The organism is Collinsella sp. CLA-AA-H302 (assembly GCF_040093305.1).
Classification (GTDB): domain Bacteria; phylum Actinomycetota; class Coriobacteriia; order Coriobacteriales; family Coriobacteriaceae; genus Collinsella.
Genome location: NZ_JBBNJW010000007.1, coordinates 106,303 through 129,799, shown reverse-complemented (window position 1 = coordinate 129,799; position 23,497 = coordinate 106,303). Strand labels below are relative to the sequence as shown.

17 protein-coding genes and 1 tRNA gene are annotated in these 23,497 nt (G+C 62.6%); 2 read left to right on the top strand and 16 right to left on the bottom strand.

Annotated elements, in window-relative coordinates; all coding sequences use genetic code 11:
- Positions 1-47 precede the first annotated feature (47 nt).
- The 5 genes from AAAV21_RS06825 to pheS all read right to left on the bottom strand — a co-directional run bounded on the left by AAAV21_RS06825 (position 48) and on the right by pheS (position 6,709).
- Positions 48-818 (bottom strand): ABC transporter ATP-binding protein, encoded by a 771-nt coding sequence (locus AAAV21_RS06825; protein WP_349108350.1) that lies wholly within the window; start codon positions 816-818, stop codon positions 48-50.
- 44 nt (positions 819-862) lie between these two features.
- On the bottom strand, positions 863-1,699 hold the full coding sequence (locus AAAV21_RS06820; protein ID WP_349108348.1) for an energy-coupling factor transporter transmembrane component T: 837 nt from the start codon (positions 1,697-1,699) through the stop codon (positions 863-865).
- Positions 1,677-2,762, bottom strand: coding sequence for a cobalt transporter CbiM (gene cbiM / locus AAAV21_RS06815; RefSeq protein ID WP_349108346.1), 1,086 nt, complete (start codon positions 2,760-2,762; stop codon positions 1,677-1,679). Before cbiM ends, AAAV21_RS06820 begins: the two co-directional genes overlap by 23 nt.
- Before the next feature lie 246 nt (positions 2,763-3,008).
- Positions 3,009-5,462, bottom strand: coding sequence for a phenylalanine--tRNA ligase subunit beta (gene pheT, locus AAAV21_RS06810; RefSeq protein WP_349108345.1), 2,454 nt, complete (start codon positions 5,460-5,462; stop codon positions 3,009-3,011).
- Positions 5,463-5,632: 170 nt separating this feature from the next.
- A complete protein-coding gene (gene pheS, locus AAAV21_RS06805) occupies positions 5,633-6,709 on the bottom strand; it encodes a phenylalanine--tRNA ligase subunit alpha (RefSeq protein WP_040359117.1) in 1,077 nt (358 codons plus the stop codon).
- A gap of 505 nt (positions 6,710-7,214) precedes the next feature.
- Between pheS and AAAV21_RS06800 the strand changes: the two genes are divergently transcribed.
- Positions 7,215-8,789 (top strand): carboxypeptidase M32, encoded by a 1,575-nt coding sequence (locus tag AAAV21_RS06800; protein WP_349108344.1) that lies wholly within the window; start codon positions 7,215-7,217, stop codon positions 8,787-8,789.
- A 213-nt stretch (positions 8,790-9,002) separates the two neighbouring features.
- Here the strand turns inward: AAAV21_RS06800 and glmM are convergent, their stop codons facing one another.
- The 11 genes from glmM to AAAV21_RS06745 all read right to left on the bottom strand — a co-directional run bounded on the left by glmM (position 9,003) and on the right by AAAV21_RS06745 (position 23,093).
- Entirely contained in the window at positions 9,003-10,334 is a 1,332-nt protein-coding gene (glmM, locus tag AAAV21_RS06795; RefSeq protein ID WP_349108342.1) for a phosphoglucosamine mutase, read from the bottom strand.
- Positions 10,335-10,417: 83 nt separating this feature from the next.
- Positions 10,418-12,730, bottom strand: a complete 2,313-nt coding sequence (locus tag AAAV21_RS06790) for a DUF4012 domain-containing protein (protein ID WP_349108341.1) — start codon at positions 12,728-12,730, stop codon at positions 10,418-10,420.
- Between the two features lie 143 nt (positions 12,731-12,873).
- Positions 12,874-13,896 (bottom strand): EamA family transporter, encoded by a 1,023-nt coding sequence (locus AAAV21_RS06785; protein WP_349108339.1) that lies wholly within the window; start codon positions 13,894-13,896, stop codon positions 12,874-12,876.
- Between the two features lie 125 nt (positions 13,897-14,021).
- Positions 14,022-14,726: a signal peptidase I gene (locus tag AAAV21_RS06780; protein WP_349108338.1), complete on the bottom strand. Its 705-nt coding sequence runs from the start codon at positions 14,724-14,726 to the stop codon at positions 14,022-14,024.
- Entirely contained in the window at positions 14,726-16,990 is a 2,265-nt protein-coding gene (locus AAAV21_RS06775; protein ID WP_349108337.1) for a DUF2357 domain-containing protein, read from the bottom strand. Before AAAV21_RS06775 ends, AAAV21_RS06780 begins: the two co-directional genes overlap by 1 nt.
- A gap of 69 nt (positions 16,991-17,059) precedes the next feature.
- Complete coding sequence (locus AAAV21_RS06770; RefSeq protein WP_349108335.1) at positions 17,060-18,751, bottom strand: hypothetical protein; 1,692 nt, start codon at positions 18,749-18,751, stop codon at positions 17,060-17,062.
- Positions 18,744-19,493: a signal peptidase I gene (locus AAAV21_RS06765; protein WP_349108334.1), complete on the bottom strand. Its 750-nt coding sequence runs from the start codon at positions 19,491-19,493 to the stop codon at positions 18,744-18,746. Before AAAV21_RS06765 ends, AAAV21_RS06770 begins: the two co-directional genes overlap by 8 nt.
- A gap of 60 nt (positions 19,494-19,553) precedes the next feature.
- Positions 19,554-20,357 carry a hypothetical protein gene (locus AAAV21_RS06760; RefSeq protein WP_349108332.1) on the bottom strand — a complete coding sequence of 268 codons (804 nt, stop codon included), beginning with the start codon at positions 20,355-20,357 and terminating at the stop codon, positions 19,554-19,556.
- A gap of 2 nt (positions 20,358-20,359) precedes the next feature.
- Positions 20,360-21,346: a hypothetical protein gene (locus AAAV21_RS06755; protein ID WP_349108330.1), complete on the bottom strand. Its 987-nt coding sequence runs from the start codon at positions 21,344-21,346 to the stop codon at positions 20,360-20,362.
- A 14-nt stretch (positions 21,347-21,360) separates the two neighbouring features.
- Complete coding sequence (locus tag AAAV21_RS06750; protein WP_349108328.1) at positions 21,361-22,197, bottom strand: hypothetical protein; 837 nt, start codon at positions 22,195-22,197, stop codon at positions 21,361-21,363.
- Positions 22,198-22,208: 11 nt separating this feature from the next.
- Entirely contained in the window at positions 22,209-23,093 is an 885-nt protein-coding gene (locus tag AAAV21_RS06745; protein WP_349108325.1) for a hypothetical protein, read from the bottom strand.
- A 230-nt stretch (positions 23,094-23,323) separates the two neighbouring features.
- Here AAAV21_RS06745 and AAAV21_RS06740 point away from each other — a divergent pair.
- Positions 23,324-23,398 (top strand) — tRNA-Val (locus tag AAAV21_RS06740).
- Positions 23,399-23,497: the final 99 nt, after the last annotated feature.

Sequence of the window (23,497 nt, the reverse complement as noted above, 5' to 3'; positions counted from 1 at the left end):
CATCACGGCAAAGCCGCGCGGGCGGCTACGCACGCTCTACGCAGCAACTATTCCGCAGCGCCGATCTCGGTTCCATATGACGACACAGGTGCCTCGACCACGTGATGATATCGGTCGATATAGATGGCGCGGGCACCTAGGCGGCGCACCAAATCTTGATGGTGCGTACTCATCAAAACCGTCTTACCGGCAGCAACGTAGGCCAGCAAAAAGCTGACCACGATGTCGCACGAATCCTCATCGAGTCCGTTGGTAGGCTCGTCGAGCACCAGGATATCGGGGTTCATCGATACGACTGCCGCCAGCGCCACACGCTTCTTCTGCCCGCCCGAAAGCTGATAGGGCGAGGCATCGACCAGGTCTGCAACCTGGAACAGCTCCATGGCATCGCGAACGCGACGCTCGAGCTCGTCTGCCGGTAACCCCATTTGAGCCGGGCCAAACGCGACCTCCTCGCCCACCGTGGCGCAAAACAGCTGGGTATCGGCATTTTGAAACACGAAGCCCACGCGCTGATGAAAACGCTGAGCGGCTGCAGAATCCTTTAGAAACGCCGCATCGATCGCCTGCCCGTCGAACAGGTACGCGCCCGCGTCCGCAAGCTCAAGGCCGTTGATTAGACGCATGATCGTCGTCTTGCCGCAGCCATTGGGACCAAGCAGGGCGACGAGCTCTCCGCGGTCCACCTGCAGCGAAACACCGTCGACCACCGTATGGCCCGCGTAGGAAAACACCACGTCGCGAAGCTCGATGAGAGGCGTGGTCTCGGCGCCGACGGCACCGCTCGCGCCCATCACGCCATTCGTATCGTTTGCCAAAACGTCGCCCTTCCCTATTCACATCGACAGCTAAAACATCCGCGCTACAGCACCGCGCACAACGCAGCAAGAAGCACCACAACGGCCGCGTAAACCACATCGCGCCAGCTAAAGCCACTCCGCGCGGGCGCCGGGTACACGCCGGCAAAGCCGCGGCAGAGCATGGCCTCGTCCATTGCACGGCTGCATTCCATCGCCTTGATAAATGTCATGCCCATGATACCCGCCAGCGAGTCGGTGCGCGAAAACCCCGCAGACGCGCGGCCCACGCTGCGCAGCATGACCGATTCGGTGAGGTCGTGTGCCGTGCGCCCCAACACCTCGATATGCTTGAGTGCCATATCAAAGGTAAAGATGACCTCATCGGGCAGATGCAGCAGTTTGAGCGCCGCGGACATGCGGCTCCAGGTGAGTGTCCACGAAACACCCAGCACCAACGACACGTTAATGAATGTCTTGAGCGCGATCTTGAGCATGGTGCCCGCGGCAGAAGCGCCCAGCAGCAGGGCAGGCAGTGCCAAAACCACGGCAAACCCCGCGGCGCCAAGCGCCGGCACAAAAGTCGCGCGCAGCCCACGTGCGGGGCGCACGGCGACCAACACCAACGCAATCGACGCCATCAGCATCAGGTACAGCGGGCTCTGCGCCAGGCACACGCACAGAACGCAGACGAACATCCCCACCAGACGCACCGGTGCCGAAACGCAAGAAAGGGCGCGGTCAATCATCGACCCGCCCTTGTGTGCGCCACCACCCAGGCGAACCCGCTCAAGCAGGCTCGCCAGGTGTAGGACGTTCTTTTGCATCACGCGATGCCGAGCCCCCGCGGGCTCATAGTTCTCGGATGTCGCCAGCCAGCTAGGCAGCTCGACCGTTGCCATGGGGCAGGCTTTCCTTTGCCGTCAGCGAAATCAAACGGAAGACGATGGTGAGCACCGCCACGCCGATCACACCCGAGAGGATATACATCGCAGCCTGACCGGCAAAGTCAAGGTTGTTCTCCTCGGAATACGCCTGCAGGTAATCACCCGTGGGCAGCGTATCGGCAAAGGTCGGGGCGTCGAGACCGACCGAAGCCTGCAGGCTGTCATCGCCAGCCTCCTGAACTGCCGTCGCTGCGCCCTCGGCATCCCACTCACCCCAGGCGTCACCGGTTGCAAGCAGGCCGAGCGGCGTAGCGACCACCAGGGCCACGACGAGGATAATCGTCGGGATCAGCGAAGTCTTCTTGGCAGTCACGGCCTTGGCAGAAAGCAGGCCGTCAGTCGCCTCGGGTCCAACGATGATGCCGGGGGCCGTCTTCTTGATAAAGCCGTAGATAGCGGCAGACGCGACGCCCTCGACCACGCCGGCAACCAGCATATGCGGAATCAGCATGGCGGGAATGGAGACCGACAGCGGGAAGGGGCAGTACAGCGGAGCGCCCGAGGCGTCGGTAAAGAGCATCGGCTGGATACCGAACTCGATCGCCGCGCATAGGGCCGCCACGCACAGACCGACCCAGCCGGCAACTACGGCCGAGACCGCGGTGCCCCAGCTCTTGTCGTGCAGGCGGCTATTGAGCGCGCGGAACACGATAGCTGCGACAAACGGCAGCACAAAGGCCATGTTAAAGCAGTTGGCGCCAAAGGACAGGATGCCGCCGTCGCCAAACAGCAGCGCCTGCAGCGCCAGCGCGACCGAAACCGCGATGCATGCAGGCTCCGGCCCCAGCAACAGTGCGATGAGCGCGCCGCCGACGGCGTGACCCGTGGTACCACCGGGCAGAGGCACGTTGAACATCATGAGCAGGAAGGAGAATGCGGCGCAAATGCCCAGGAAAGCCATGTGCTCGCGATCGAGCGTGGCGCGCACCTTCTTGATGCAGTGGACCCACACGGGCACCATCGCGACCGCCATGACGGCATCGGTCTGCGGGGACAGGTAATTATCTGGAATGTGCATATACGCCTCCCGGTTGTCGGCGCACGAAATTGCAGCGCCGGTTGAACCACTTTGCCGGTGTTACGCTTCAACCGATTCGTAACACGCCGCGGGCCATGATAGCAAAACGGCACACTGCCGACAAAGCAGTGCGCCGTTTTGTAATACTTCCGTCACATATGATTGGTCAGCGATGCCTAATTCCGAACACAGCGGTCTCGTAGGGCTCGGCGGCAACCGCCGCTGACCCATACCCCCGTGCAGGTCCTAGCCGCGGACCTCGCCGTTTACGCCCTTGCACACCTTGGTGACGATCTTCTGGTGCGCCTTCTCGACCTCTTCGCTGGTGAGCGTGTGGTCGTCCGAGCGATACGTAAGCGCAAAGGCCATGGACTTCTTGCCCGCTCCGATGCGGACCGGATCGCGGTAGACGTCGAACAGGCGCACGCCCTCGAGCAGCTTGCCGCCGGCGCTGGTAATGCGGCGCTCAAGATCCTCGCAGGTCACGGAGTTGTCGACCACGATAGCAAGGTCGTGCTCAACGGCCGGGTACTGCGAGAACTCGCGGTAGTTCTCCTGATTGCGAGCGCCCTTGATCAGCTTGTCCAGATCGAGCTCAAAGGCAACGACGACCTCATCGATGCCCATCGCCTCGCGCGCCTCGGGGTGGATCTCGCCGACCCAGCCCAGCACGGTACCGCCGGACAGAACCTCGGCGGCGCGGCCCGGCTGCAAGAAGGCGTAGCCCTCGCCCTCGGCAGGACGGAAGCGAACCTTCTCGATGCGCAGCTGGGCGAGCAGCTCCTCGACGATGCCCTTGCCAAAGAAGAAACGCAGCTTGCGGTACTTCATGTTCCAGGACTGCTCGCTCCACTGGCCCGAGAGCACGCCCGCCACGGACTTGGTCTCCTTGGGCAGGCTGGCGTTCTCGCGACCGTGGAACAGGCTGCCGACCTCGTACAGGTGCACGTTGGGCGTGCCGTGGGCCTCGTTGTAGGCAACGGACTGCAGCAGGCCCGGCAGCAGCGAGCGGCGCATCTCGGTCTGCTCGGCCAACAGCGGATTCATGAGCACCACGGGGCAGCCGCGGCCCTCGGTGGACATGCCGATCTTCTCCAGGTCGCCCGGGGCGGCAAAGCCAAAGGTCGTGGTCTCGTTGAGGCCGCAGGCGCGCAGGATCTCGCCGACCTTACGGGTGAGCTTCTGCTCGCGGGTCAGACCGCCGATGTGGTTCTTGGCAGCCGGGATGGTCGCCGTCACGCGACCCATGCCCCACAGGCGCAGGACCTCCTCGATCAGGTCGATCTCGCGCGGCAGGTCGGGACGGAAGCTCGGCGGGGTGACCATAAAGTCCTCGCCGTCGCGCTCGACGGTGCAGCCCAGACGGGTGAGCGAGCGCTCGATAAAGTCGGGCTCGATGTCGGCACCGCAGATGGCATGCACGCGGGCCAGGCGCAGCTTAATGCTGTCGATGGTCTTGGGCGCGGGGAACACGTCGACATAGCCGGGAGCAACCTCGCCGCCGGCGATCTCCTCGATGAGCGCGCAGGTAACGTTGGCGACATCCACACAGCCGGTCTCGTCGACCTGGCGCTCAAAGCGGATGGAAGCATCGGAGATCAGCGACAGGTCGCGGCTGGTGTGCGAGGTGCGACCGGCGTTGAAGCAGGCGCTCTCGACCATCACGTCGACGGTGTCGTCCTCGATCTCGGAATCCATGCCGCCCATAACGCCGGCCAACGCCACGGGGCGCTCACCGTCGGTGATGAGACCCATGCCGGCGTCGAGCGTGCGCTCCTCGCCATCGAGGGTGGTGAACTTCTCATCCTGCTGGGCGGCGCGAACCACCACGCGGCGGTGGCCGTCGCGCTCGGCAAAGGTAGACAGGTCAAAGGCATGCAGCGGCTGACCGGTGAGCATCATCACGTAGTTGGTGATGTCGACGATGTTGTTGTGCGGGCGCACGCCCAGGGCGTTGAGGCGCTTGACCATCCAGTCTGGCGACGGGCCGACCTTCACGTTGCGCACGATGCGGGCGACATAGCGGTCGCACAGGCCCTCGTCGGCAATCTCGACCGAAAGCTCGTCGTCGGTCGCGCGGCCGGTCTCGGCCTTGATGGCGGGCAGCTCAACGTGGAAATCGCGATCGAAGATGGCGCCGGTCTCGCGGGCCATGCCGATCATGGACAGGCAGTCGGGGCGGTTGGGCGTGATCTCGCAGTCGAGCACGGTATCGCTCGAGCCCACGTACTCGGCAAACGGCATGCCGCAGGGCGTATCCTCGGGCAGGATCATGATGCCGGAGTGGTCGCCGCCCAGGCCGAGCTCGCGCGCGGAGCAGTTCATGCCCATGGACACGACGCCGCGAAGCTTGCTCTTCTTGATCTTGACGTCGCCGGGAAGCACAGCGCCAATCATGGCCGTGACGATGTGGTCGCCGGCCTCAAAGTTCTGCGCGCCGCAGACGATCTGCAGCGGGGCGGGGTTGCCGTCGGCGTCGAGGTTCTTATCACCCACGTCGACCGAGCACACATACATATGGTCGCTATCGGGGTGCGGGGTCTTGGTGAGCACCTTGGCGGTCACCACGTGGTCGAAGGACTCGCCCACGGTGTCGATCGCCTCGACCTCGGTGCCGGTGCGGATATATTCGTCCGAAAGGGTCTTGGGATCCTCCGGAATATCGATCATGGTCTTGAGCCAGTCGTAAGAAACACGCATCTAACTGGTCTCCTTTCATCTGTAACGCCTGCAATAAGCAGGCGGAAAACTCCAGCTACGGAGACGGGTTTCCAAGTGCCGCAGATTGCCTTGAAAGAGGAGGGCCGCGTACTTAGGTACGCAACCGACGATTGAAAGGCAAGGTGCGGTGCTTGGGAAAGCCGCCGGGCCTAGAACTGATTTAAGAAGCGCATATCGCCCGTCATGAGCGTTCTGAGGTCGGGCAGGTCGTAGCGCAGGGCCGCGACGCGCTCGGCGCCAATGCCAAAGGCGAAGCCGGTATACTTCTCGGGGTCGATGCCACAGTTGATAAGAACGTTGGGGTCGACCATGCCGCAGCCCAGGATCTCGATCCAGCCGCTGTGCTTGCAGAAGTTGCAGCCCTTGCCGCCGCAGACGTGGCAGCTCACGTCCACCTCGCAGCTGGGCTCGGTGAAGGGGAAGAAGTGCGGGCGGTAACGCGTCTTGCGATCCTCGCCAAACATGCACTTAACAAAGTAGTCGAGCGTGCCCTTAAGATCGCCAAAGGTGATGCCCTCGTCGACGACCAGGCCCTCGATCTGGTTGAACTGCGGCAGGTGGCAAGCGTCGGCTGTATCGGGACGGTAGACGGTGCCCGGGCAGATCATGTAGATGGGCGGCTTCTGCGACTCCATGGTGTGGATCTGCACGCCCGAGGTCTGGGTGCGCAGGAGCACGTCGGACTCGCCATGGGCGTGGGCCTCGGGGTGCGCGACGCTGCCGGGGTTGTTGTCGACCACGTAGAAGGTATCGCGGGCCGAGCGGCTCGGGTGATCCATGGGGGCGTTGAGCGCGGTAAAGTTGTAGTAGGAGGTGTCGACCATGGGGCCGGACTCGACGGTGTAGCCGATGCCGCAGAAGATGTCCTCGGCCTCCTCGATGATCTGCTTGATCAGGTGCTGGTGACCAATCTGCGGACGGATGCCCGGCAGCGTGATGTCGACGGCCTCGTGCTCGAGTGCGTGCTTGAGGGCGGCGGCCTTCATCTCGGTGGTGCGCTCATCGAGCATGCCCTCGATCAGCTGGCGCATCTCGTTGGCGCGCTTGCCCATGACGGGGCGATCCTCGGGAGCAAGCTTGCCCATCATGCGCATCAGGCCGGTGATGCGGCCCTTGCGGCCGAGCAGCTCAACGCGCGCAGCCTCGAGCTTGGCGGCGTCGTCGGCGCCTGCGACGAGCTCCTTGGCCTCTTCCTCGAGTTTGACCAGATCATCAATCAGACTCATGTCTTCCCTTTCGTCTCTCGCGCATCCGCCTGCCGGGGTGGCTGGCGCCGCCCGACGCTTACGGATGTGCGGCCCGGTTCGGTAACAAAAAACCGTCCTCGGGCATGTACATTGCCCAAGGACGGTTGAATTCCGCGGTACCACCTTGTTTGACCCAGCGGATGTCTGGCCCGCCGCGCCCACTCTGCGCCCCTTATCGCGAGGCTCACGGCTTCCCTACTGGGGACATCGCCGCCGCTAGCCGCGCGCCCGTTGAGGTCGCTGCTCGGGAGTGAACGCTTGGTCCTTGCCACCGCAGGAAGGCTTGCAGCCCATGACCCTCCCTCTCTTGCCGGCGACGCGGCGGGCAAAACCCTCTCCGTCAACGCATTGGGCTATAGGATAACACATTCTGCGTGTGCATCGCCGCGTTCCGTTTTGTTCGCGCTGGGTACAAAGTAGGTAGCTGTGCAAACTGACCGCACGCCCACCCGTGGCGTCCGGTCTGCGAGATTAAGGATATGGTATGGGAAAGAAACTCGATAAGAAGGCCAAGGCCGCGGAGGGCAAGGCGCCCAAGGGCATGAAGGTCGATAAGGCCGTCAAGAAGTTCCGCAAGCTCGAGGGCAAGCTGTGGACCCGCGAGTACCTGCTCAAGATTGCCGAGTTTGACGGCGCGACCATTGCTCCCGCCAACGGCGCCGCAGCGCGCGCCGACGCCATGGGTACCCTCGCCGGCGAGCATCATAAGCTCCTGACCAGCGAAAAGTCTATCGAGCTCGTGCGTTCGCTGGCGCGCGAGACCGTCGCGGGCGGACATGTAGACGACCCGCAGCTGCTCGACGAGATCCGCGTGCTCGGCCGCGACCAGCGCGAGGCGTGCGTTATCCCCACCGAGGAGGCCGAGGCCTGGACCAGGCTCACCTGCGAGGCCGACGCCGTGTGGCACAAGGCCAAGGCAGCCAACGACTGGGCGAGCTTTGAGCCCTATGTGGATAGAATCGTCACCCAGCTTAAACATCAGGCCGAGCTCATGGACCCCAAGCGCGACCCGTACGATGTCTGGCTCGACCAGTACGAGCGCGGCCTTTCCGCACAGAGCTTCGACGCGTTTTGCGACGAGGTCAAGGCCACCGTCGTGCCGCTCGTGCACGCCATCGGCGAGCGCGGCCAGCAGCCTACTGCCGACTTTTTGCACGCGCATGTGCCCGAGGCCGCCCAGCGAGCCATAAGCTTCGACCTGATGAAGCTCGTCGGCCTGGACCTGAACGACACCACGCTCGCCTTTACCGAGCACCCGTTTAGCGAGGGCTTCTCGGTGGGCGACGCGCGCATCGCCACGCACATCTATGAGAACGACTGCATCTCCAACGTCTACAGCATCATCCACGAGGCGGGACACGCCATGTACGAGCTGGGCGTCAATCCTGCCTATGCGCGCACTTGTCTTGAGGGTGGCACCTCCATGGGCATCCACGAGAGCCAGAGCCGCTTCTTCGAGAACACCGTGGGTCGCAGCCGCGCCTTTATGGGACCGCTGCTCGAGGTGCTGCGCCGCCACGCACCCGAGGTCTACGGCGACGTCGACGAGGACACGCTCTACCGCGCCGTGAACATCGCGCAGCCGTCGTTGATCCGCACCGAGGCCGACGAGCTCACCTATCCGCTGCATATTATGGTGCGCTACGAGATTGAACGCATGCTGTTTGCCGGCGAAGCCACGGCCAAGGACATCCCCGCGCTTTGGAACCGCTTTATGAACGAGTACCTGGGCATTCCCGTTCCCGACGACACGCACGGCTGCCTGCAGGATACGCACTGGAGCGGCGGCTCGTTTGGCTACTTCCCCACGTATGCGCTGGGTAGCGCCTACGACGCCATGTTTGTGCCGGCCATGTGCCGCGACGGTGTCGACCTCAATGGCGCCTGTGCGAGCGGCGACCTGGCACCCGTCCGCGCGTGGCTGGGCGAGCACATTTGGCAGTGGGGCCGCGCCAAGGACGCGCCGGAGCTCATCAAGGGCGCTTGCGGCATGGCGTTCGATGCCCGCTACTACTGCAGCTACCTGCAGGACAAGTTCACCACGCTGTACGAGCTTTAAAGCTTAGGCGACACGCCAACGCAAAGGGGGCGCCGCGGGTTGGTTCCGCGGCGCCCCTTTTTCATCTAAGCCAGAGACCCGGTACTTGGGGACGTTCCTTTCATGCCGGCACAATAGGAACGTCCCCAAGTGCCGGGTGAAATTGAACGTCAGATTGCCGCTTGGGGTCGTTTGTAGCGTCGAGCCGTTACGCGGTTTGGTAAAACCGCGTAACTAAAGGGCCTCCAGGGCAGCGGCGATGCGCTTCATGGCGGCATCGGCGGATGCTTGGTCGGGCGCCTCGGCCAAAACGCGAATCACCGACTCGGTTCCACTTTTGCGCACGAGCACGCGGCCCTCGCCTGCCAGCGCAGTCTCGGCCTCGGCGATGGCGTTCTGCACGCCCATGTTCTCGAGCGCGGCGTCCTTATCCGCTACGCGCACGGCAACCTGCGCCTGCGGCAGCAGCTTGCACGGAGCCGTGAGCTGCGAGAGCGTCTCGCGCTCGGCACGAATCACTTCCATCACGCGCAGCGAGGTCATAATGCCGTCGCCCGTGCGCTCGATATCGCCAAAGATCGTATGGCCCGTCTGCTCGCCGCCCAGGCTGTAGCCGCCCTCGCGCATCTTGGCATACACGTGACGGTCGCCCACGCCGCTGGTCACGGCGCTCAGTCCGGCAAGCTCCAGCGACTTGACCAGACCAAAGTTGCTGGCGATCGTCGGCACCACGGTACCGCCCGAAAGGCGACCGTGCTTGTTCAGATACACGCCGCACACGTACAGGATCTGGTCGCCGTCTACCACGCGACCGCGCTCATCCACGGCCAGGCAGCGGTCGGCATCGCCGTCATAGGCAAAACCCACGTCCAGGCCTTGCTCCACCACGTGGCGCTGTAGGCGCTCCATATGCGTGGAGCCGCAGTCGACGTTGATGTTAAAGCCATCGGGCGCGGCGTTGATCACGCGCACGTCGGCACCGAGCGCGTCAAACACCGGCTTGGCCACCGAGGAAGCCGAGCCGTTGGCGCAGTCGATACCGATCTTGACGCCCTGCAGCGAAAAGTTCGCGCTGGCGATGAGCGAGGCAATGTAGCGGTTGCGGCCCTGCATGTAGTCCACCGTGGCGCCGATGTAGTTGCCCGTGGCCAGCGGCACCTCGCTCTTGCCATCGATGTAGTCCTCGATGAGCTCCAGTACGTCCTCGTCCATCTTAAAACCGTCGCTATTGACGAGCTTAATGCCGTTATCGCAAAACGGGTTGTGGCTCGCGCTGATCATGATGCCGCAATCGAAGCAGCCTTCCACGGTCTGATGCGCTACGCCCGGCGTGGGGATCACGTGCAGCATATAGGCGTCCGCACCGCTCGCGACCAGGCCACTCACCAGCGCCGCCTCGAACATATAACTCGAGCGACGTGTGTCCTTGCCCACGATGACACGCGCCTTGCGCTCGCGGTTGGCGCCGTAATACCAGCCCACAAAACGGCCAATCTTATAAGCGTGCTCTACCGTCAGCCCAACGTTGGCCTCACCGCGAAAGCCGTCGGTGCCAAAGTACTTCATGCGCTCTCCTTACAAAATAGGGGCGAACAGATTGCCTGTCCGCCCCAAAATGGTACTCGATTATCTGCGCTATCAGAAAAACCCTACGCCGACGCGCTGTCGCGAGCCGCCTGGCATGTAGGAGTCTGACGCAGCGTAAGCGGCTTGTCCCCCGCCTCGGCCGACGTGGTCAGCGTATACGTGATCGTCGTCGTCTCGCCAGCATGCAGGTCAACGGTGCCCGAATAGAAGGGGATTCCATGCCACGTAGCGGCGCCAAGACCAAACTGGGTGCCCTCAACCGTAAGGTCACTGATGTTGCCGCCCGTCGGGGCAAACAGTGAGACATTCAGGCGTTCGTCGTCACGCGCGGCATCGGGTGCGCTCGCCGCAACGTAGTTGGGCAGCTTGCCAGCCTCCTCCTGCGTCATGATGTTCGTCAGGGTAACGGTGATGCGATACGAGCACGTGCCGTCGCCGTTCTTGACGCCCTGGCCAATCTGCGTATCAGCGTTCAGGTACCAGTCGAGCTTGGAGAAGCTCAGGTTGTTAAAGTAAACGCCGGCAACGGGATCGGCGCTCGGATCATCCGGATCGGGCAGCGAAGCGTCAATGCCCGTCTCTTTGATGGCATTCTGCTCATCATCGTTTCTCATCCAAGCAATCAGACGGCCCTCTTCGGCACCGCGCTCGAATGCACCGACAAGCTTTGTAACGTCGACGTCACCGATGCCACCGAGAATCTTGTCGAAGGCGGCGCTGGCAACAGCCGCAAAGATGCCGTCCGATTCCTCGACCGGATAGTTCCAGTACACATCGTGCATGAGGACCTTTGCGGCGTTGGTGCCGTCGACAACCGTTCCGTCGGGCAGCGAGACATTACCGACGAGGCCCAGCAGATACTGCAGGAACACCGGGTCGATACCCACGACGCCGTCAACGTCCTGGCCATATTGAGATTTCCACAGGGCTGCGACACGCTGCGAGTTGCGGGGCCAATCGGGCGAATACGCGTTACCAGAGTTGTACAGGTTACTGTGGTCACCAAACAGTGCCTCGTCCTCTTCGTCGACGCTCTCAACCGCCTCGTCTTTGCCAAGCGCAATACATGGGACAAAGTCGCCAATCGACATCTGGCCGTCGGTAACCGAAATCAGGCCCTGCGAACCGCCAAAGCCACCGCAGGCACGAATCTCGACGTTGTTCATGGCATACACAAGGTAGTTGCGCGTCTGGCCGTTGGCGCCGAGCATCTGGGGAAGGACGGGGGCGACCTTCTCCGCCGCGCCAACCGCGCCGTTGAGGGTGGCAAAGCCGTCCTTGGCCTTATCGACCAGCTCGGTCACCTGGGAAATATGAGTATCGCCAATACCCTGGATCTTCTCGTTGGCGCTCTTGAACACCTTCGAGCTGCTGGAAAGCGAATCGGCGACCGCCTGCAGCGCGGACACGTTAATCATGCCATCCTGGAACAGCTTGCCGGGCGTGGCCTGCGAAAGGTTATCGGCCATGGGAACCAGCGCATTGCTCGAGACATCGGACAGGGCGTCGATCATGGTGCGGGCAGCATTGATGTCGCTGCCATACACCGGGATAAACGAAGCCGCCGTCCACAGCGGGCTCGAGGTCTCCGCCTTCATGCTGTCGCAGAGCTCATCAATCTTCTTCGCGTCGTCAGGCAGCGTCGAAAAATCGCCCGACGTGACCTTGTCCTTAAGGCCACCGACGATCTCGACAGCCTCCTTCGCTTCGCTCTTTACGGTCTTTGCCGAGTTAAGCAGCATAAAGCCGCTTGCGCCAAGCGCAACGAGAAGCACCGCGACTACAGCGGCAATAATGGCGCCAGTGTGACGCTTTTTGCGCTCACCCTTGCGATGGCGATGACGGACCAGACCGTCAGAGGTCGAACTCGACGAAGCGTCGCTACCGTAGTTCAAGCCAAAATCGTAATAATCTTCCTTGGAACCCGAGCCCGCAAACTGGGCACCGCCATCATCCAGGCGGGCGAACGTGCCAGTCTCGGAGGCGCCGGTGTAAATCGTGCCAAGGTTACCCGTAAGCCCCGCGCCACCGGCAGAGGGGGTATTGTTGGCTGCCTTGCCGGCATTAACGTTGCCGGCGGCATTCACGGCGTTGGCAGCGCTTGCGTTGTTCGCAGGTACCGAAGGAGCCCCGCTCGGCTGCGACGTGGAGGTCGCACCGCCCGCAAAGACATTCCCTCTTGCACGGCCGGTCTTTTTTGCCTTTTGAGACTGCTCGTACAGAGCGGTAAACATCGCCGTCTCGCCCGGGGATACGCGCCTACCGGAACCGCCCTGCCCAGCGCCGCCCGGCGTGCCGGCCTTACCAGCCCCGTTCGGACGCGGCGGAACTGCAGGACGGCCGCTATCGCTGCCCTTAAAGTGATTACCAGCCATAAAGAAATCCTCGCAATTGAGTCGCAATGAAAAAGTCCATAACATTACTAGTTTATGGCATTTTGAGCATCGACAGCTAAACTCCAGACACGGACATCAATTGGCGAAAATGTGGCACAACACCTTTTCCGTCTTGGCGCCAGCTACACCGTGAGGAACACCATCGCGATAATCATGGCAAAACCCGCCAGGTCGGTGGGCAAAAACACCGTTCCCAGCATAAGGGCGCTGGTGATGGTGGCCGAAACCGGCTCCATGGTTCCAAGGAGGCTCGCGCGCACCGAGCCAATCTCCTTAACGCCCTGCATGTAGAACATATAGGCGAAGAACGACCCCACCACAATAAATATCGCGAGTGCACCGACACCCGAGGGCCCGAGCGCCGGCATATGCGCCCACGGCTGGGTAAAGATGCTCATCACGATTCCCGCCGAAAGCATGGCCGAGCCCGTGACGACCGGGCTTCCGTATTTGTTGAGGATTCCGGCAGGGATGATTGCTATGCAGGCACCGCCCACGGCGCACAAAAGGCCCGCAAGCAGACCCATCGGCGAGATGCTGAGCGTACTGGGGTCGCCGCCCGTGGCGATCAAAAACGTTCCGCCCAAAGCGAGCAAAATGCCAAGCGCCTCGCGCGTGCGCGGCAGTCGATGCGCGGTGACGCAGGCATACCCCATGACGACCACCAGCTGCAGGCACTGGAAGACGGTCGCGGTGCCCGCGTTGGTCAGGCGCACGGCTGACAGATAGCAAAGCTGGTTGAACAGCAGACCAAAGATCGTAAACAGAATGAGCTGCTTGCGATCGGCGGGGGTAGTCCACAGCTCGATCAAGCGGTCGCGGTCTTTTCTGAGCACAACGAACATAAAGAGCAGGCCAGCGATAACTTGGCGCACGCTCATCAGCCAAAACGTCTCGATATGGCACACGTCAAAGAGGTAGCTGGCGCTGGTGCCGGAAAAACCCCAAAACGTACCGCCGGCAAACGCGGCGAGCGTACCCAGGGCCATTTTGCGCGCCTGGGCGTCGTTGAGGCGGTCGCGCCATGCGCGGCGGGTGCTGCGGCTCAGCTCGTCAGTTCCCTCGGGCACGACAAAATCGGACGCCGCCGTCATCGGTACCGAAGCCTTTTCGCGTGCGTGCTGCGCTGCGCGCTCCTGTTCCATTCCACTCCCCCGAAATCAATTGGCAACAAAGCGCTCAAACTGTAGCACGAATATTGATATGGAAATGCGGACGATTCAGAACATATACGAGCGTCCAAACTGTAGGGACGAAAGGCGCGGATAAGCTATGCCGAGTGGTTGGAATCGTCTGGGGCACCGGGGCCGGCCTCCGCACATTCCTCGGCGCTCTCGCCATCGCCCTGGTCCTTGGCGCTGTCCTGGCCCTCCTGCTCGCGACGGCGTTTTTCGCGAATCTGCTCCACGGCCGCGCGCAGGGCGGCCTCGTCCTCGGCGCGCGCCACCTCTTGGGTGGTCTTGACCATATGGCGAATCTCGAGCACCAGCAGCACGATCAGCGGCACCACGATAAACGGAAAGAACAGCAGCGGATTGGTGAGCAGCGAGACCACCACGCCCAGCCCCGCCGAGATAAAGACCACGCGGCCCACCACGTCGGCAGCGGGCACGGGCGCGGCGTCCTCGACCGAATTGGCATCGCCCTTGGTGCGGTAGACCGGCGTGCCGTCGGACGCGGCCTCCACGGATACGATGCGGTGCGTGTTGAGCGAACCCTCCAGCGCGTCATCGGACGAATGGAAGGTGATGATATCGCCTACCTGGTAGGCCTGGCTGCTGTCGGTATCGACGACGATAAACGAGTGCACGGGAATCGCCGGCTCCATCGAGCCGGTCAGCGTACGCATAAAGCCGTAGCCCATGATGGTGGGAATCTCGCCGGCGGGCGTGAACACCGTGCGCAGCAACACCACAAAGGCGACCAGAATCACCACGGTCGCCAGCACGTTGATCACGCGGAGCACGTGCTTCATCACTTGTCGTCGTCCTTTGCAGAAAGCGCAGTGTCGGCGGCGTCAGTGGCCTCGGCGGCGTCCTCTGCAGAAGCCGTAGCGTCGCCCTCGGCGCCCGCGGCCGTCTCGGCACCCGCAGCCGGCTCGCCAGCCTCGCCGCGCAGGCGGGCCAGCAGATAGCGCGACAGGCTGTTGCCCTCGGCGCGGCGCTCGGCACGCTCGCGATTGCGCTCGGCCTGCTCCAGCTCATGCGCCAACGAGTCCAAGCGTTGCTGCATCTCCGCGCGGGCGGCCTCGAGTTCGCGCTCGTGCGCGGCCTTGGCGGCGGCGAGTTCTTGCTCAATACGCTCCCCTGCCTCGAGCTCGGCTGCGGCGACACGCGCGTCGGCGTCGGCACGAGCCTCCTCGGCGGCACGCGCGGCGGCATCGCGCTCGGCAGCGGCAGCGGCGACCTTCTCGTCGGCATCCACCGCAGCCTGCTCGACGGCAGAATCGGCGGCAGCACGGGCGGCATCGATCGCGGCATCGGCCGCCTGCTGAGCGGCGGAAACCTTCTCCTCGGCCGCGGTGACGGTGTCGGCAAGCGCCTGCTCCGCTGCTGCCGCGGCGGCGTCTGCCGCCTCCTGCGCGGCGCGGGCATCGCGCTCAGCCGCTAGCTGCATTTCCTCAATCTGCAGCTGAGCGGCGTCCAGCTTGGCATGCAGCTCGGCAACCTCCTTAGCGCACGCCTCGCGCACGCCGGCAAGCTCAGCCGCGGCGGCATCCTTGGCGGCCTGCAGCTCGGCGGCATCGGCAGCCGTCTTGGCAGCAAGGGCCGCGGTAGCGTCGCTCTTGACCTGTGCGACCTGCTCAGAGGCTGCCTGCTCGGCGGCGGCAACCTTCGCATCGGCATCAGCGTGAGCAGCCGCGACCTCGGCATCGGTCTCGGCGCGCATCTGCTCAAGCTGTGCCGCAGCGGTCGAACGCACCTCGGCGGCAGCTTCCTCGGCGGCTTTCTTGCCGGCCTCGACATCCTCCAGAGAGCCGCGCAGCTCTTCGGCGTCTGCCTCGGCAATCTGCGCGCGCTGCGTCAACGCCAGCTCACGCGTCTTGGCCTCGTCCAGCTCGTCGGCCAGGTCGTCACGCTCGTCGGTCAGCGCGTGCGCCTGCACCTTCCAGGACTTGAGCTGCCCCTGCAGCTCCTCAATCTGCTCGCGTGCCTCGGCCAGCGCCTGCTCGGCATCGAGCTGGGCCTGCGTGACCTCCTCCACAAACACACGACGGACCTCGACATCGGGCAGGTCGGGGCTATCGACCTGCACCTCCTTAATCTCTTTAATAAACTTGGGCGCCACCGGCGCGTGTTGCACGCTCTCGAGCTCCTGCAGGTTGCGCTCATCGTCGGTCAGGCTCTTAAAGACGGCGTAGTTGTTAATGAGGTTGGTGTACATCTGCACCATGTACTCGTCATCGAACGCCAGCGCCTGCTGCTGCACGTCGATGTTGTAGCCCACCTTGTCGTAGCGCTCCATAAACTGCCACAGCTGGTAGCACTTGCGGTAGTTGGGGTCCTTCATGATGAGGTTGGTGCGCTGGATGGGGCTACGGACCGCGCTGCACCCGTTCATAATCTGGCAGAACGACGCGCCGCGCAGCGCCATGACCAGGCGTCGCACGCGGTCGATGCGCATAAAGACGTCCATGTTGTCGGCGTCGTTCTCGGCAAAGCTCTGGCGGTTTTTGACCGTCATCTCGACGTTGTACTCGATCTCTTCGTACGCGTCGTCGATCTTGCTGTGCATCTTAAAGCGGTTGCGGATCTCGTTGCCCGTCGACCAAAAGATCACATCGGTGCGCTTGTCCACAAACGTCAGCAGGCGCTGAATCAGGTGGTAGATAAAGCGGTTCTCGTACAGGTCGTACGTCTCGACGGTATTGACGTTGAGGATGCGCGTAGGGTGAACGCCGCCGTCCTCACTCGGCGCCAAAAACTGCGTGTTCTGGCTCAGATGACGGACGCTGTCGGCGCTAATCTTTTTGGCGAGCGAGACCGGCACCACCTCTTCCTCGGTGGTGATAAAGCGGCGCGGCTTTTCGATAATGGTGTTGATGGCGTCGAGCGAGTCTTCGATCATGCTGATCCATTCCTCGTCCACCACCTTGACGAGCTCCTCGCGCTGCTGCTCGATCGTGGTGCCCGAGGCCTGCGCCATCTCAAACAGATAGCGAAAGTAGCGGCTGTCCTCCTGGATGGGCTCCATCTGCTCGGAGAAGCTGGTATAGAGGTCCTGAATGGTCTCGGACATGGGTTACTCCATAGGTTGGATCGATCGGAAAGGAGCGGGGCGACGTCACGCCGCCCCGCACTTACGCCATTAGTAGAAGTTCTGGATCCGCTGCAGGTACATGACGGAATCGGGCAGGCCGCCCTCGCCAAAGGTCTTCTCGATGTACTCGATCAGGCCCTTCATCTCGTCGCGCACAAAGCTCACGTTCATGGACTCAAACTTCTTGAGCACCTTACGGGCGATGATGTAGTCCATGCCGCCCAGCTCGGTGCCGCCGCACGCCACGTACACGGGGATAAAGTCGTACATCTGCTTGATGATACGGTTGCCAAAGGCCAGCTTAAAGCGGGTCTGCAGGTACTGGTCCAACTTGTGCATCTTCTGGAGCAGTTCCTCGTCGATCACATACTCGACCTTGGCCTTTTGGAACAGATACTGCAAGTGGTCGGCCGTCACGTGCACGCGCTCGTGCGGCTCGCACTCAAACGCGTCGGCGCGCTCGTTGAGCTCGATGGGGATCGCACGGTCGTACACCTTGTCCGTGATGGTAAAGGTGGAGTCGTCGTTGTTGGCCGTGCCAATGAACCACAGGCTGTCGGGGATGGTGAGCTTGCCGTCGTGCAGGCCCTTGGGGTCGGCGGCCCACTGGGTGGGGACCAGATCGAGCACCCACTCGTCGTGGCTGGGCATCTCGAGCACCGACAGGATCTCGGCAAAGTAGTACTCCACGCGGGCGAGGTTCATCTCGTCGAGCACGATCATGGACGGGTCCTGGCGAAGGCCCGCCTCGTACACGGCGCGGAGGAACTCGGTCTCGTTAAAGCGCTTGGAGAACTCGTTAAAGTAGCCCAGCACCTCGGTGCGATCGCGAAAACTCGGCTGCACCGACACGATGGTCGCGGGGTTATCCAGGTAGCGGCTAAAGCTGTAGGGCAGCGACGTCTTACCGGTGCCCGAGATGCCCTCCAGGATCAGCAGCTTGGAGGCGGCCATGCCGGCCACAAAGCGGCGGATGATCTCGGGCGTGTAGTAAAGCTTCATCTGGCTGCACGCAAACGCGCGGAAACTGTCGACAAAGTCCTCCAGCGAGATGGCATCGTCGTAGACCGGCGATTCCCAGTCGCGGTACTTAAGGTCCACCAGGGACAGCTTGGGGAAGCGGTTAGCCTGGGCGATCTCTTTTTCCTCGGCAAGGGTCTTGGCCTCGACGGTGGCCTTGGCCATGGCGGCCGCGGCATCCTTGACGCCCGCGCCATCGAGCGCGAGCGATGCGTTGCCCGACACCACGGCGGCCGTGGCACCCTCGCCCGCACCGGCACCCGCGGCGGCGCCCACCACGTTGCCCACCGTGGGCAGATGGTCGTCGGCCAGGGCCGAGGCGCCCACGTACGGAATCTGCTTGGTGCCGCCCATGGCGTTGACTTTGAGCGCCAGCAGCTTGTTCTTCTCGTCCATGAGGTCGAGCACCTGCTTGTTCAGGCGGCCGATCTCGCGATAGAGCGCCTTGTTGGACGTATCGTCGCGATGCAGGCGACGGTTGATGCGGTAGTGGTGGATCAGAATGGCCACGATCAGCACGGGGACCGCGATGAGCATGGCAAACAGGATGACAGCGCCAATCTTGCCCACCAGGTCAAACGTGGTGAAGTAGGTCATAAAGATGTTGAAGTACTCAACCCAGCCAAACACCAGCAGGTTAAGGATGGAGCTCACAACGGCAACGACGTTGTAGACGACCTTTGCCAGCAGCTCCCAGGCAAATCCCAGAAACTCACTCACCGTCGGTATCCTCCTGCTTGGTCGCGTTCATCGCCGCCTCGGCCTCGGCCTTCAGACGACGGGCTTCCTCGAGCTTGGCCTCGGCCTGGGCGAGCTGCTCGGCGGCGTTATCGGCGGTGACGATGGCGGCAGCGCCCTTGCCCTCGGCGTCCACGATGGCGGCCGCGGCGGCCAGGCGGTCTTCCTCGGCCATAGCGCGCTTGAGGTTCATGCCCACCACGATAAGGTGATACACCTGGTAGATAAAGAACAGCAGCATGGGCAGCACAATCACAATGAGGAAGCCCATGGAGCTGGACAGGAAGTCCATGACCTTGCCCATCTGCGGCAACGCGAACAGGTATTTGCCCACGATGTCGCCGTCGCTGATGATGTGCGTATCGGCCACGTCGTTGTTGTCGCCCTTGGTGGTAAAGCTGCGCATGCCGTTGACCTCGTCGATGGCGGCGATGCGGTGCGTGTTGAGCGCGTACTCGTTGTCGATGATGGTATGGAACGTCACGATGTCGCCCACCTCGAGCTTGGAGGTGTCGCACTTTTTGATGACGATGAGGTCGCCCTTGTTAAACGTGGGCGCCATGGAGTCGGACTGCACGGCGAGCGGGGTGAAGCCGGCGATGTCCGAGACGCTGCCGTCCTCGCGCGTGGCAAGCGTGGTAAACGCATACAGGGCCGCCACCAGGATGATGATCCACATGACAACGCTCAGCGCGATGGATGCGACTTTTTTAACAGATTGCATGATGTCCCTTACTACCGTGTCTGTCTAGGCCGTGTGCGGCCCGATGGCCGCCGTGCATATCTACTGTTCCTCGATGCCCTCGAAGCGCATCGATACCGAATAGTTAGCTCCCTTTAGCATATTAGTGCAATTTGGGTCCGTTCCCTCGAGCCATATGCGAACGGTTACCGGCTTGTCCGTTTCTGCTATCAGGTCGAACATGTCGCTGGCCGCGGTGGCAGCACCCGAGTCGAGCCCAAAGACGGTGGCCGCGCCGGACGAGCCCCCGCCCCCGTTGGGGTTGTAGACCCAAGTATGGCCGTCGGCGGTAAAGCTCATGCGCATGGCGCTGGCCATGCCCTGCGTGTCGGAGCTAAACCGCGTGCCGGACACGCCGCCGTCGCCATCCTGCCCGGTCAGGCGAACGCGCAGGTCCGTACTGCTCATAAAGTGCAGCGTAAACTCCAGGTAGGCGCCGGTGGCGGGATCGGCGGTGGAGCCGTCCTCGAAGGTGAAGGTCTGGTAGTCGCTCGTGGTGACGGGCTTGAGCTTGGACGCGTCGATGTCCACGCCCTTTTCGCTGGTAATGCGCGCCGAGATCTGATCAAAACCCAGGCTGTGCACGTATTCGTTGAACGCGGCGTGCCCGTCCAGGTCAAAGCGCAGCGAGCCGTCGGCGTTGGCATCGATCATGAGCATGCGGGTCTTGGCGCTATCGGCAATGGAGAACCAGGCAAACGTTGCCATGGCTATCGCCACCAGGGCAAACAGCACCAGTACCACGGTGGTGGTGAGCTTGCGGCGCAGGTCGGTGTCGGCGGGCGCGGCGGCGTTGGGCTTGCCGGTGGCGGGCGTGCAGTTGGCGGCGGGTCGCTTACGCGTCATGGCTACTCACCGTCCAAGGTCGCAAAGAGGGCCAGGTGCAGGGTGCCCGGGTCTTGATGCAGGTAGTCGGCGCTATCGGGGTCGGTACCCTCGATGTAGTAATAGATATCCAGACGATAGGTCTGGTCAAGCCCCAGCGTGGCAAGCGTGTTTTGCGGACGCGCGGCCGCCTCGCTCGTGTCCAGCGTAAAGGTGGCCGGGTCCTGCGTCACGTTGGCGCCGCAGGTAAGCTGACCGTTTTGCCAGCCCAGGAGCATGCCCTCGGTGTAGCCCGCCAGGCCTGCAGGGGCAGTCGCCGGGTGCTCGGCGCGGTGACCACTATCGGAGCCGTCGAGTTCAAAGATGTTGGTGGCAAGCACCTGGTTGCCGCTCGAGATCTTTATGCCCACGCGGGCCGCGCACAGCAGCTCGGCATCGGCGCCCTGCGGGACCAGCGATTCGGCCAGATACAAGCTGACCTTACCCTTTACTTTACTGGCGCCCGTTCCGGTAATGGTGGGGCGCAGATTGATCCAGCCGTGGTAGAACGCGGAACCGTTGTCTTTTGCCTGCTCAAACACCGTGGCATCGCCGGCGGAGTTGTTTTGCGCGCAGGCAGCAAAGCCGTTGAGATCGAAGGTCGAGACCGGATAGAGCGTCACGGCGCCAGTCGCATTGGAAGTCAGGGAAACATCGCCCTGCTGCGACCAGCTGCCGCGATCGGCGTCGCCCAGCTCCAGCACCAGCTTGGACGTGTCGCTGTGCACGCTCACCGAATTGGTGTTGACCTTCATGTTGTTGGTAAACCAGGCGTAGGTCGCGGCGCCCAAGGTGGCGGCGAGCGCCACCATAACGAGTGCGATGTAGGCACGCGCGCGGCGGGCGTGGCAGCGGGCGGAGGTGCCCTCGTGGCCTTGGCGCCCGGCGGTCGCGCTGGAGGGGGCCGCGTGACCCGTGCTCTCGGTTTGGGCCTTGCGGCTATCTTCTGGCATGCGCTTCTTGTCTCCCATGTCGCTTCGCCCCCTTATGCCTTGTCCGCGGCAAAGGCAAGCTGCAGCACCACATCGCGGGCCTGAGCCTCGTCTATGCAATTGGCGTCGCAGCCTTCCATGTACACAACGTAGCGAACGCTTGCCACCTCGTTGGCGGCCAGCGTGCAGATGGGCGTGGCGCCCGCGCGCGCCGTGGGCGTGTCGCCGGTGCCATCCATGCTGTAAGCGCTTATGGCGCGGGCCGGGTCGGCAGTGTAGCTCCAGCCCGAGGCGGCGCCCGCTACGACCACGCCGCCCTGCGCCGTGGTGCGCCTGTTGGTGGCGCCTGCGGTGTTGCCCAAGTCGTCACAGGTAAAGATATGCGTCTGCGTGCCCGACTGAGTCGTAATGACCAGACCCAGGCGCAGCGCGGCCAGCAGTTGCGGGTCGCTCGTCACGCTCATCTGGCCCTGATACAGGTACACATTGAGCGCGCTGTCGCTACCTTTGAGGTACAGCGTGCCCGAAAGGGCGTAGTCGTCCAGCTGCGCGGTGCAGTCGGCGTAGTCGGTCGTGATGCCCGCGGCGTTTTGGAACGTGCCACGCCAAAAGCGGGAAAGATCGGCCGTCGAGATGGGATAGAGCGTCTTGTCGGCGGCAGCAAGCGTTGCCGTCGCGTCCCAGGGGCCGTTGGCCGAAAGTCCAATCTGCAGGTCGGAGCTCTCGTCGCTTACCGTGTGTGCCACGGGCGTCACGTTGGTGTAGCGCGAGTTACTAAACCAGGCGTAGGTGGCGGCGCTCAGGGCGGCTGCCAGCACGAGCATCCACGCGGCCGCGACAACCATGCGACGACGCGAGCTTAGGATGTCTTTGATGTTCGATGTACTCATCCCTGGCCCCCTTATGAACGCTTGCCGGCAAAGCGCAGCGCCAGCGATTGCAGGCTGGTAGCGGCCAGATTGTTGGTGCAGTCGGGGTCGCAGCCTTCCAGCCATACGTACACATCCACGCGCACGGGCGTGCTACGGTTGGCGCCCTTGGCAGCGGCGGGCAGGCTGCAGATCTTGGTCGTGGCCTCCTTGAGGCTCACGATGCCGGTGTCTTCGTTGTAGTCGCAGAAGTTTTCGCTGGTCAGCTGGTCAAAATGGACCGTTGTTCCATCGGAGCGGGTGCTGTCGAGCACCAGGTGATTTTGCTCGCTCTCGGCGGCATCCTTGCCGTCGAGGGTGTTGTAGCGCGCTTGGGGATTGTGCTCGCCCGAGACCTCAAAGATGTACTGGCCCGTAACGGTGTCGCCCTGTCCCGGAGCATAGGTAACCAGGCCCACCCGCAGGGCGGTGGAGATGGGGTTTGCCGGATCCTGCTCGGTAAAGTCGATGCCCGACAGGTACACGTCGGTCGCGGCCGAATTGGTGGCCAGGTACAGAGAGGTCTTGTAGTAGTCGGAGTGCTCGGCGGCGCCAAACATGCTGGCAAAGAGCGAGTCCTGAGTGGTTCCGCCGGTAAAGCCCGTAACCTTTTGGAAGCCGTTGAGCACGTTGTCGGTCGAGACGGGATCGAGCAGGCCCGAAAAGCTCAGGCCGGCGTTGGTTTTGTATTCGCCGTCGTACTCGTTGGAGATGAGGAAGGTCACGCCCGTGCCGGCGGCCATCTTGACGTCGGTGATGTGGCGGTTGGCGTTGTAGATGTACCAGGCGTACGTTACAGCTCCGGCAGCAACAAGGGCAACCAGCAACGTGGCGAGCATGCGATTGAACTGTTTTCGCAGCGACTGCGCGTCCGACATGCCCCTCCCCCATTTGCCGCGTTGTAAACTGCCTGGGCACCATTTGCCCATAATGGATTTATTTTACGCGAATGTGCAGTTCATCGGGGGTACAAACGGGACTTTTCGCGTGCTGTTCGCGCTGCGGCAGGCTCCGATGGGGCCACAATTCACCAGTTTTTTAAAATAGTTCTTGCCACCGGGTGGGAGCTCCGTTATATTATTCCCTGCGCACTCGCGCACCCTTGATCGGGCGTTTAGCTCAGGGGGAGAGCGCTTCCCTGACACGGAAGAGGTCAGAAGTTCAAATCTTCTAACGCCCACCAAATGTTCGCAGCTCAGAGGCTTCGCCTCTGAGCTGTTTTGTTTTACGGCTCCAAGCCAAGAGAGCGCCGCGGTACCCAAAGTCACTTCAGCGGAGCCGG

Coding starts and splice junctions, on each gene's coding strand:
- AAAV21_RS06800 (WP_349108344.1), top strand. CDS start 7,215: ATGGGAAAGAAACTCGATAAGAAGGCCAAGGCCGCGGAGGGCAAGGCG.
- pheT (WP_349108345.1), bottom strand. CDS start 5,462: ATGCGTGTTTCTTACGACTGGCTCAAGACCATGATCGATATTCCGGAG.
- AAAV21_RS06750 (WP_349108328.1), bottom strand. CDS start 22,197: ATGAGTACATCGAACATCAAAGACATCCTAAGCTCGCGTCGTCGCATG.
- AAAV21_RS06765 (WP_349108334.1), bottom strand. CDS start 19,493: ATGCAATCTGTTAAAAAAGTCGCATCCATCGCGCTGAGCGTTGTCATG.
- AAAV21_RS06775 (WP_349108337.1), bottom strand. CDS start 16,990: ATGTCCGAGACCATTCAGGACCTCTATACCAGCTTCTCCGAGCAGATG.
- AAAV21_RS06755 (WP_349108330.1), bottom strand. CDS start 21,346: ATGGGAGACAAGAAGCGCATGCCAGAAGATAGCCGCAAGGCCCAAACC.
- AAAV21_RS06780 (WP_349108338.1), bottom strand. CDS start 14,726: ATGAAGCACGTGCTCCGCGTGATCAACGTGCTGGCGACCGTGGTGATT.
- AAAV21_RS06745 (WP_349108325.1), bottom strand. CDS start 23,093: ATGTCGGACGCGCAGTCGCTGCGAAAACAGTTCAATCGCATGCTCGCC.
- AAAV21_RS06785 (WP_349108339.1), bottom strand. CDS start 13,896: ATGGAACAGGAGCGCGCAGCGCAGCACGCACGCGAAAAGGCTTCGGTA.
- glmM (WP_349108342.1), bottom strand. CDS start 10,334: ATGAAGTACTTTGGCACCGACGGCTTTCGCGGTGAGGCCAACGTTGGG.
- AAAV21_RS06790 (WP_349108341.1), bottom strand. CDS start 12,730: ATGGCTGGTAATCACTTTAAGGGCAGCGATAGCGGCCGTCCTGCAGTT.
- pheS (WP_040359117.1), bottom strand. CDS start 6,709: ATGAGTCTGATTGATGATCTGGTCAAACTCGAGGAAGAGGCCAAGGAG.
- AAAV21_RS06760 (WP_349108332.1), bottom strand. CDS start 20,357: ATGACGCGTAAGCGACCCGCCGCCAACTGCACGCCCGCCACCGGCAAG.
- cbiM (WP_349108346.1), bottom strand. CDS start 2,762: ATGCACATTCCAGATAATTACCTGTCCCCGCAGACCGATGCCGTCATG.
- AAAV21_RS06820 (WP_349108348.1), bottom strand. CDS start 1,699: ATGGCAACGGTCGAGCTGCCTAGCTGGCTGGCGACATCCGAGAACTAT.